The organism is Pseudomonas sp. P5_A12, assembly GCF_056400685.1.
Genome location: NZ_JBFUKU010000228.1, coordinates 1 through 8,765 on the forward strand (window position 1 = coordinate 1; position 8,765 = coordinate 8,765).

The 8,765-nt window shown below is 54.4% G+C and carries 9 protein-coding genes and 1 pseudogene; 3 read left to right on the forward strand and 7 right to left on the reverse strand.

Going from position 1 to position 8,765, the window contains the following annotated elements; translation table 11 throughout:
* The coding region (locus tag AC1DSG_RS23285; protein ID WP_477792992.1) for a saccharopine dehydrogenase family protein at positions 1-819 on the reverse strand (819 nt) is incomplete at its 3' end.
* Between the two features lie 27 nt (positions 820-846).
* Positions 847-1,944, reverse strand: a complete 1,098-nt coding sequence (gene nspC, locus AC1DSG_RS23290) for a carboxynorspermidine decarboxylase (RefSeq protein ID WP_477792993.1) — start codon at positions 1,942-1,944, stop codon at positions 847-849.
* Between the two features lie 309 nt (positions 1,945-2,253).
* Between nspC and AC1DSG_RS23295 the strand changes: the two genes are divergently transcribed.
* The 3 genes from AC1DSG_RS23295 (at position 2,254) to AC1DSG_RS23305 (ending at position 4,612) form a co-directional block, all read left to right on the forward strand.
* Positions 2,254-2,523 (forward strand): hypothetical protein, encoded by a 270-nt coding sequence (locus tag AC1DSG_RS23295; RefSeq protein ID WP_477792994.1) that lies wholly within the window; start codon positions 2,254-2,256, stop codon positions 2,521-2,523.
* Positions 2,524-2,744: 221 nt separating this feature from the next.
* Positions 2,745-3,959 carry a sodium/glutamate symporter gene (gene gltS / locus AC1DSG_RS23300; RefSeq protein WP_477792995.1) on the forward strand — a complete coding sequence of 405 codons (1,215 nt, stop codon included), beginning with the start codon at positions 2,745-2,747 and terminating at the stop codon, positions 3,957-3,959.
* A 194-nt stretch (positions 3,960-4,153) separates the two neighbouring features.
* Positions 4,154-4,612 carry a response regulator gene (locus AC1DSG_RS23305; RefSeq protein WP_477792996.1) on the forward strand — a complete coding sequence of 153 codons (459 nt, stop codon included), beginning with the start codon at positions 4,154-4,156 and terminating at the stop codon, positions 4,610-4,612.
* A 17-nt stretch (positions 4,613-4,629) separates the two neighbouring features.
* Here the strand turns inward: AC1DSG_RS23305 and AC1DSG_RS23310 are convergent.
* The 5 genes and pseudogenes from AC1DSG_RS23310 to AC1DSG_RS23330 form a co-directional block, all read right to left on the reverse strand.
* A pseudogene (locus tag AC1DSG_RS23310) lies at positions 4,630-4,791 on the reverse strand (threonine dehydratase); the annotation flags it as partial.
* A gap of 99 nt (positions 4,792-4,890) precedes the next feature.
* A complete protein-coding gene (locus AC1DSG_RS23315) occupies positions 4,891-5,568 on the reverse strand; it encodes a TetR/AcrR family transcriptional regulator (RefSeq protein ID WP_477792997.1) in 678 nt (225 codons plus the stop codon).
* 188 nt (positions 5,569-5,756) lie between these two features.
* Positions 5,757-6,776, reverse strand: coding sequence for a TRAP transporter substrate-binding protein (locus AC1DSG_RS23320; protein ID WP_477792998.1), 1,020 nt, complete (start codon positions 6,774-6,776; stop codon positions 5,757-5,759).
* Positions 6,777-6,830: 54 nt separating this feature from the next.
* The gene (locus AC1DSG_RS23325; protein ID WP_477792999.1) at positions 6,831-8,111 is read right to left on the reverse strand and encodes a TRAP transporter large permease subunit; all 1,281 of its coding nucleotides are present in this window, start codon (positions 8,109-8,111) and stop codon (positions 6,831-6,833) included.
* Positions 8,108-8,668 (reverse strand): TRAP transporter small permease, encoded by a 561-nt coding sequence (locus AC1DSG_RS23330; protein ID WP_477793000.1) that lies wholly within the window; start codon positions 8,666-8,668, stop codon positions 8,108-8,110. The genes AC1DSG_RS23325 and AC1DSG_RS23330 overlap by 4 nt, the downstream gene beginning before the upstream one ends.
* Positions 8,669-8,765 lie beyond the last annotated feature (97 nt).

Sequence of the window (8,765 nt, forward strand, 5' to 3'; positions counted from 1 at the left end):
CCTGAGTACAGTGAACACATTGATGTAGTGCTCGCCGAAGCTCATCCAGAAACGCACGTTGGGCACGCCGAGGTTTTTCGACAGCGAGTGCACTTCATCGTGGCCGGTCAGGTACAGGTTCTGCGCCCCGACGACCGGCAAGTCGTCAGTGCGTTTGACTTCGAACATGGTGTTGCTGGTCCACTGGCTGTTCTGCCAGCTCCACACCTGTCCGGTGAACTCGCGGAAATTGATTTCCGGGTCGAAATTGGTGGCGAAATACTTGCCATGGGAACCGGCGTTGACGTCGAGAATGTCGATCGAGTCAATGCGGTCGAAATACTGTTGTTGCGCCAGTGCTGCATAGGCATTGACCACACCCGGGTCGAAACCCACACCGAGAATGGCGGTGATGTTCTTCTCTTTGCACTCTTCGAGGTGGTTCCACTCGTAGTTGCCATACCAGGGCGGCGTCTCGCAGATTTTGCCCGGTTCTTCGTGAATGGCGGTGTCCAGGTAGGCCACGCCGGTATCGATGCAGGCACGCAGCACCGACATGTTGAGGAACGCGGAACCGACGTTGATGACGATCTGCGATTCGGTTTCGCGGATCAGCGCCTTGGTCGCTTCAATGTCCATTGCGTTCAGCGAGAACGCCTTGATTTCAGCGGGCTGTTTGAGGCTGCCCTTGGCCTTGACGCTATCGATGATGGCCTGGCATTTGGAGATGTTGCGCGACGCGATAGCAATACGACCGAGTTCATCGTTGTGCTGCGCGCACTTGTGGGCCACCACCTTGGCGACACCTCCTGCGCCAATGATAAGTACGTTCTTCTTCAATTTATCTATCTCTCCTTCTCAGCCAGCTTACGAAAGGCTGGACATGTAGTCGTTGTAACCAAACTCACGAACCACCTCGACACTACCGTCGAGTTGTTTCACTACGATGGACGGCATTTTCAGGCCGTTGAACCAGTTCTTCTTGACCATGGTGTAACCCGCTGCGTCGATGAACGACAGCCGATCCCCGATGGCCAGCGGACGATCGAATTGATATTCACCGAAAATATCTCCGGCCAGGCAGGATTTGCCGCACACCATGTAAGTGTGTTCGCCCTCGCTCGGCGCCAGCTTGGCATTCAGGCGATAGATCAGCAGATCGAGCATGTGGGCTTCGATGGAGCTGTCCACGACCGCCAGGTGCTTGCCGTTGTAGAGGGTGTCGAGCACGGTGACTTCCAGGGACGCACTCTGAGTGATGGCCGCTTCGCCCGGTTCAAGGTAGACCTGCACGCCGTATTTTTGCGAGAAGGCCTTCAGGCGAGCGCAAAACGCGTCCAGCTTGTAGTCGTCACCGGTGAAATGGATGCCGCCACCGAGGCTGACCCACTCGACCTTGTGCAGCAGATGACCGAATCGCTCTTCGATGGTGCACAGCATCTGGTCGAACAGATCGAATTCGCCGTTCTCGCAGTTGTTGTGGAACATGAAACCGGAGATCTGCTCGATGACCTGCTCGATTTTCACCGGGTCCCACTCGCCCAGACGGCTGAACGGCCGCGCCGGGTCGGCCAGCAAGTAATCCGAGCTGCTCACCTGCGGATTGACCCGCAGACCGCGCACCTTGCCTGCTGAAGCCTCAGTGTAGCGCTGCAACTGGCTGATGGAGTTGAAGATGATCTTGTCGCAGTTCTCGAGCATCTCCTCGATCTCGTCGTCGGCCCAGGCCACGCTGTAGGCGTGGGTTTCGCCCGCGAACTTCTGTCGACCGAGCTTGAGCTCGTAAAGCGACGACGACGTGGTGCCGTCCATGTATTGCTGCATCAGGTCGAACACCGACCAGGTGGCGAAGCACTTGAGTGCCAGAAGCGCCTTGGCCCCGGACTGCTCGCGCACATAGGCGATCTTCTGCATGTTCGCCAGCAGCTTTTGTTTATCGATAAGGTAGTACGGCGTTTTGATCATTTCGAGGCGCCTCCGGCAAGGCCAGCCAAAAAAAGGATGCGCATTGTGCCTTCACTGGCGATATATCGAAAGTACAGAAAGTGCTCTCGACGCGAAGTTTGGCGCTCTGGTCTTCACGGTGACGGCGCAAGAGAAGGCAATCCGAGAAAAACATCCCTCAATCATAAGAGTGAAATATTTCAGTCACATTTCTGCGCGACACTATTGTTTCACTTTTAAGACAGCCAATCGCACATCCTGTGTAGCTTGACTAAATCAGCAGTCAACGACGGGTGCACCTGTACTTACGGCACTACAAGGAGGTCAACGATGCGATGCTCAACTGATGAGATACGCCACCAGATCCTGGACGCTGAACCCGTATTGAAACGGCTGGATATCGAGATGGAGGGGATTGAGTTTGATCCGCTGCTACCTTCAAGTGTCACCGCTGCCTGCGCCAGGGTAGATCGAGTGATTGAGCATCTGTTGGCCCGGTTCAAAGCAAACCCCATCCTCGGGCCGTTAACCAAAGAACTGAAGTCGCAATACATCGACGGTATTCAAGCGAGGGTCGCGCACGCCAGGAATGGCCAATGACTTAAACTTTTCGTCGACAGCGACCCGTTCTTAAACCCGTAAGCATTTGGTGTTTATCGGGTGATTCGGCAGCTATTTGAACGAGCAAGGCTCGCATCAGGGGAGGTAACAGGAAGGTTCTAACGCTCCTGCTATGCTCCATCCACCGTTCATTGACACAGGTCCAAACAGTGAACGGCAAATTCCTGATAATGATTTTTTCAGATTTTAGGTAGGCTTGAATGACGCCCCAGCTCTTCTCGGTTCACGGTCTCGTGAGTTTTACCCTTGCCATTCTCCTGCTTTTCCTCGGCAAAACCCTCGTTCAAAAAAACGCCCTACTCCGTCAATACTGTAYTCCCGAATCGGTTGTCGGCGGCTTCATCTGTGCGGCGGTGACGTCCTTGCTGTACTTCGGTCTTAATATCGAGGTCGAATTCGATCTGCAAGTTCGCGACACCCTGTTGCTCTATTTCTTTGCCGGCATTGGCTTGAAATCGGACATGCGCCAACTGCTCAAGGGCGGACGCCCGCTGCTGATCCTGCTGATGCTCGCCGGGGTGTTCATCGTCCTGCAAAACGCGCTGGGCATGGGCGTGGCCGAGGTCTTTGGACTCGATCCCAAGGCGGGTTTGATGGTGGGTTCCATTTCCCTTACGGGCGGGGCCGGCACCACCCTGGCCTGGGCACCGCTTTTCATCGAAAAGCTGGGCATCAGTAACGCCCATGAACTGGGCATGGCCAGCAACACCGTCGGCCTGATTGCCGCTTGCGTGATCGGCGGTCCTATCGCCAACCGACTGATACGTCGTTATCAACTGAAGACTTCCGGGGATGCGGCGCTGGAAGTCGGCATTATGGAGGATCAACCGAACAATTCATTGAATTACTACGACGTACTGTGGGCGTGGATGTGGCTCAACCTGACGCTGATGCTCGGCTATGGACTCAACTTGCTGTTGGTCGATGCCGGCATCACCCTGCCAAAATTCGTCAGCTGCCTGTTCGCGGGCATCGTCATTCACCACATCGTTTTTGCATTGGTGGGTGATCAGCGTCTGAAATCCTGGAGCGGCGCGAGCCTGGGGCTGTCGCTGATTTCCGATATTTGCCTGGGCATGTTTTTGACCATGGCCCTGATGGGGCTTCAGTTATGGCAGCTGAATGGCGTGTTGCTGTTCATTGTGTGCGCCTTGACCCTGCAAATCCTGCTGACGGTGCTCTATACGTATTTTGTGGTCTTCCGCTTTATGGGGCGCGATTACGAGGCCAGCGTGATTGCTTCCGGATTCGGCGGGATTGCCCTCGGTTCCACAGCGACGGCCATCGTCAACATGACGACCGTGACGCAAAAGTACGGGGCCGCCCACCAGGCCTTCCTGATCGTGCCGCTGGTGTGTGGCTTTTTCATTGACCTGGTCAATGCCGTGATCATCGGCATGTTCAGTGGAATCTAGCGACCGCCGCCCGCGTTGATCGCAGTTTCAGCGTTTTTCAGCGTCCTGCGGGTTGCTAATCAGGCCATTTCAGAGCAATTTTTTTGACGCAATGCGTTACTGGGGGCACAGGTTGGAAGAGACAGACCTGCCCCCCAAGCCTGTTCACGGAACACGGCGAAAGGGCTTCATTGGCTCATAAATGGGTAGAAATAATGTTCGATAACGATCTGTTGACTGCTGCCGAGCGCGCGGCGATCAATGCCGCGATGCAGGAGCCCGCGCTATTGGCTCAAAAAGTCTTGATCGTTGAGGATGACCCGTGCACTCGCGAGATGCTGGCCGACATTCTTCAAGTCAATGGCATCTTGTGCCTTGAGGCTAGAAATGCGCCCGAAGCCATGCATTCGTTGAGCATCGACAGTTCAATTGGATTGGTCATTACCGATTTGCGCATGCAACCGCTCAATGGCCTGGAGTTGATTTCAAACATCCGCGACTCGGAGTGGGCCGACCTGCCCATTGTGATCATATCTGGAGATGCTGGAGTTCGAGATGCCATCGAGGCCATGCGTTTGAGTGTCGTGGACTTTCTTCTGAAGCCGATCAATCCGGATGAACTGATCACCCTGGTTAACCTTCAACTGGGTATTGGCCCAGTCGAATGTCCCTAGTCATCAGCAGCGATCATTCACTCAATCACTTTTGCATACACCGATCGATCAACATTCCCGCCGGATAGAATCACCCCTACCCGTCTTCCCGCCAAGGCCGCCGCACCGGCCCCTTCCGCAAGGTTGTGGGTGTCGGTGTAATACATACGCATGGCCTCGGCAATCTGCTCCTCGCTGACTTCAGATTGGCTGATTTTTCTTCCCGTCGCACGGCGTTGGGCCCTGGGGAATTGGGTTCTTGCCGATCGGCAGTATCGAGCGCAGGCAGATTTGGCATTTCAAGCCTGCAAATAACGCAACACCGACTCGCAAATCATCGTCCGATGCCGCTGTTTGATAGTTTCGTCAGGCAAGTCGATCTGAAAAATCTCTCCAAAGGTATGACGGTTCGAGACGCGATAGAAGCAGAACGAACTGATCAGCAGATGCACATCCAGCGGCTCAAGACCGGAGCGGAATAAGCCTTCTTCGGCTCCTCGCGACAAAATCACGCCCAGTGCGTCGAGCACGGAGTTGTTCATCGCCTTGATTGCAGCGGAGCGTTTTACGTACTCGGCGTTGTGAATGTTCTCGATGCTGACAATGCGCACGAAATCGACGTTGCGGTCATGGTGATCGAAGGTAAATTCCACCAGTCGACGAATGGCCTCGACCGGCGCCAGCTCGGTCAGGAGCAAACGGTTTTCGGTGTTGCGGATGCCTCCGTAGAGTTTTTCCAGCGCTTCAACGTACAACTGCTCCTTACTGCTGAAGTAGTAATAGATCATGCGTTTTGAGGTGTGGATGCGCTCGGCGATGGCGTCGATGCGCGCACCGGAAAGCCCCTGTTGGACAAACTCAGCGATTGCCTCTTGAAGAATGTTCTCCCGGGTCTTTTTCGGATTGTTTTTGCGGCTTTTGCGAGGCTCGACGATGGGTTCGCCCGGCGCTTCGGAGCATTCTGAAGTCATTGTCATTGCGGGCTCACGGCCTTCTATGGCTATTATCCTTGGCGCCTGAATCTGTACGGAGATTGGAGGGGCAAGACCATTCGCACCAACGAACACCCGCTGATTTGACACCTGCTCAGGAACGGGTCACTGAGCGGGCGTCACATCGGCAGGCATGCCAGCACACCCTTGCGGTATATGCATGACACTTCAGATCATTGAGCCGAGCGTACCTTGGCAATTTCTTCGTACATCATTGCCACCAGGTCAGCGTTCAGGCTCTTGGAGAACTTATCTATAACCGGCTGTACCCGTGCGCGGAAACGGTCCTTCTCCTCAGGAGAAATATCATTGACCGCAACCTTGCCTTCGATCGCAGCGCGCGCCTTGTCCATGCTGGCAGCCGTTACTTCGCGTTGGAACTTCTGCGCTTCGGCAGCCGCTTCACGAATCAGCGCCTTCTCCTCGTTGTTCAAAGCATTCCAGGTCTTCTGACTAATAATCAGCGACTGCGGGTTGAAGATATGGCCCGTCACCGATACATATTTTTGTACTTCAAAAAACTTATTGCTCTCAATCACGGTAAAGGGATTTTCCTGACCGTCGATGGTGTTTTGCTCAAGACCGGTATAGACCTCAGGGAATGCCATCGGCACTGGGTTTGCACCCAGGGCAGAGAAGGTTTCCAAGTAGATTGGCGACTGGATCACACGGATCTTCAGACCCTGCATGTCCTCCATCTTGGTCACCGCATGTTTGTTGTTGGTCAGCTGGCGAAAACCCAGATCCCAATAACCTAAGCCAACCAGGCCTTTACTATCCAACTGTGCGGCCAACTTTTCCCCGACCGGCCCGTCGATCACCGCGTGTGCTTCCTTTACATTGTTAAAAAGAAAGGGGAAATCAAGCATCGCAAAATCAGCGGCCTGGGAGGCCAGAATACCGGAGTTGAGCACGGTAATATCCAGCGTGCCGCCTTGCAGGGCGGAAACAGTCTGCACGTCTCCCCCCAAGGTACCGCCCGGGAACAGCCGTACCTTGAGTTTTCCTGCGCTCTTCTCGCTGAGCAGATCGGCAAATTTCTGTGCGCCCTGGCCTTGCGGGTGCTCTTTGACATTCTGGAAAGCGAAACGCAGCGTGCGCTCGCGAACTTCATCAGCGTGACTGACAACACTGCCCAGAAGTAGTCCAGTAGCACATGCGCTGGCAAGCAAGGTCTTCATCAATTTCTTCATCTTATTCTCCGTTTATTATTGTTAGATGTCGCATTACTACAGTTTCCACCGGTATTACCCTGCGAAAAATTTCAGCGGCCCCAGGACCAGTTGCGGAAACAGCACCAGCAGGAACAGCACCGTAAGTTGCGCAAGCAGGAAGGGCCAGACACCCCGTATGATTTCATCCATCCCTATCTTGGATACTCCGCATACCACGTTGAGCACCGTGCCTACAGGAGGGGTGATCAGGCCAATCGCGTTATTAATCAGAAACAGAACACCGAAATAGACCGGGTCGATACCTGCCTGGGTAACCGCGGGCATCAGCACTGGAGTCAGGATGAGGATGGTCGGCGTCATGTCCATGACTGTGCCGACCAGAATGACCAGCAACATAATCACGACCAACAGTAGGGTCTGATTACTCATGAACGGTTCAAGGATCGCTGCCAACTGACCAGGCAGATCGGCAATAGTCACAAGCCAGGACGAAACCATAGCGGCAGCCACCAGCAGCATCACCACAGAGGTGGTCTTGGCCGATGACAGAATAAGCTCAAACAACTGGCTGACTTTTAATTCCCGGTAGATCACCAGCGCCACGAAGAGCGAATAGACCGCCGCCACCACCGCCGCTTCTGTAGGCGTGAAGATGCCGAATTTGAGACCGAATACAATGATCAGTGGCAGGCCCAGTGCCCAACTGCCGTCGATCAATGTACGCAGCACTTCGGCACGCGAACGCTTGGGTGGCGTCTCGACATTCTCGCTACGGGAGATAAACCACCAGGCGATAGCCAGCGCCGCCCCCAGCATAATGCCCGGCACAATACCTGCGAGAAACAGCTTKGAGATCGAGACTCCGGACGCGACGCCGAAGACAATAAAACCGATGCTCGGAGGGATGATAGGCGCAATGATGCCACCGGCAGCGATCAATCCGGCCGAGCGACCGCGGTTATGCCCTGCCAGTACCATCATTGGCACCATCAATGCCGCCAGCGCTGCAGCATCCGCTACCGCTGAACCGGAGAGCGAGGCAAGCAGGCAAGAGGCGATGATCGCTACATAGCCAAGACCGCCACGCTTATGCCCGACCAGCGCCATGGCAATATTGACGATACGCTTGGACAGGCCACCAGCATTCATGATTTCGCCGGCTAACATAAAGAAAGGTACGGCCATCAGAGGGAAACTATCGGCGCCATTAAGCAAATTCTGCGCGATGATCTGTGCGTCGAACAAATCCAGGTGGAACATCAACGCTACACTGACCAACAGTAAAGCAAAGGCAATCGATATACCTAAAGCCATGGTACCGAGCAGCGAGCCCAGGAAAATAGCTAGCGTCATGGGCGGGTGCTCCCGGAATTGCCATGTTGCGCAGTCTGCTTGCTTGCCTCACCAACATCGCCGACTTCGCCCCTCCCCCATTCTTCTTCACCGTGTTTGTTGAAGAGCACCAGATAGAGTTCGTAAACGATGATGACGGCGGCACTGGCACCGAATACCAGACCTGCACCATAGAACAGTCCCATGGATAGGCCTGATGCTGGAGCGACCACATCCAGGTTGATCACTGCCTGCTGCCAACTGCCGCTGAAGATCAGCCAACAGACAAACAGCGATAGCATATGTCCTACCACCAGACAGACACGCTTACCCAAGGGAGGAAGCCGCTTGACCAGGCTGTCCATGCCAAGGTGGGCACGTTCCTTGAGTGCCACAATGGAACCGAGAAAGATCATCCATACGAAAAACCAGCGCGACAGCTCTTCAGACACACTGATACCGGAATTGAAGGCGTAGCGTAGAACTACGTTTCCGAAAACCAGCACGATCATCGAAATCATGCAAAGCACAATTAACAGTTTCAACAGTTTGAAATACAGACCCACTATTCTTTTCATTATTAGAATCTCTCAGACTTTTTATTGCAGCAGGCCTCGCGACGCGACAGCACCAACGAAAGGTTGGCCAATATCGGGTCGTAGAATTACCTGAGGG

Bases quoted from the DNA above. Each gene is read 5' to 3' on its own strand.
- AC1DSG_RS23330 (WP_477793000.1), bottom strand. From the start codon at position 8,668: ATGAAAAGAATAGTGGGTCTGTATTTCAAACTGTTGAAACTGTTAATT.
- AC1DSG_RS23315 (WP_477792997.1), bottom strand. From the start codon at position 5,568: ATGACAATGACTTCAGAATGCTCCGAAGCGCCGGGCGAACCCATCGTC.
- AC1DSG_RS23305 (WP_477792996.1), top strand. From the start codon at position 4,154: ATGTTCGATAACGATCTGTTGACTGCTGCCGAGCGCGCGGCGATCAAT.
- AC1DSG_RS23295 (WP_477792994.1), top strand. From the start codon at position 2,254: ATGCGATGCTCAACTGATGAGATACGCCACCAGATCCTGGACGCTGAA.
- AC1DSG_RS23320 (WP_477792998.1), bottom strand. From the start codon at position 6,776: ATGAAGAAATTGATGAAGACCTTGCTTGCCAGCGCATGTGCTACTGGA.
- nspC (WP_477792993.1), bottom strand. From the start codon at position 1,944: ATGATCAAAACGCCGTACTACCTTATCGATAAACAAAAGCTGCTGGCG.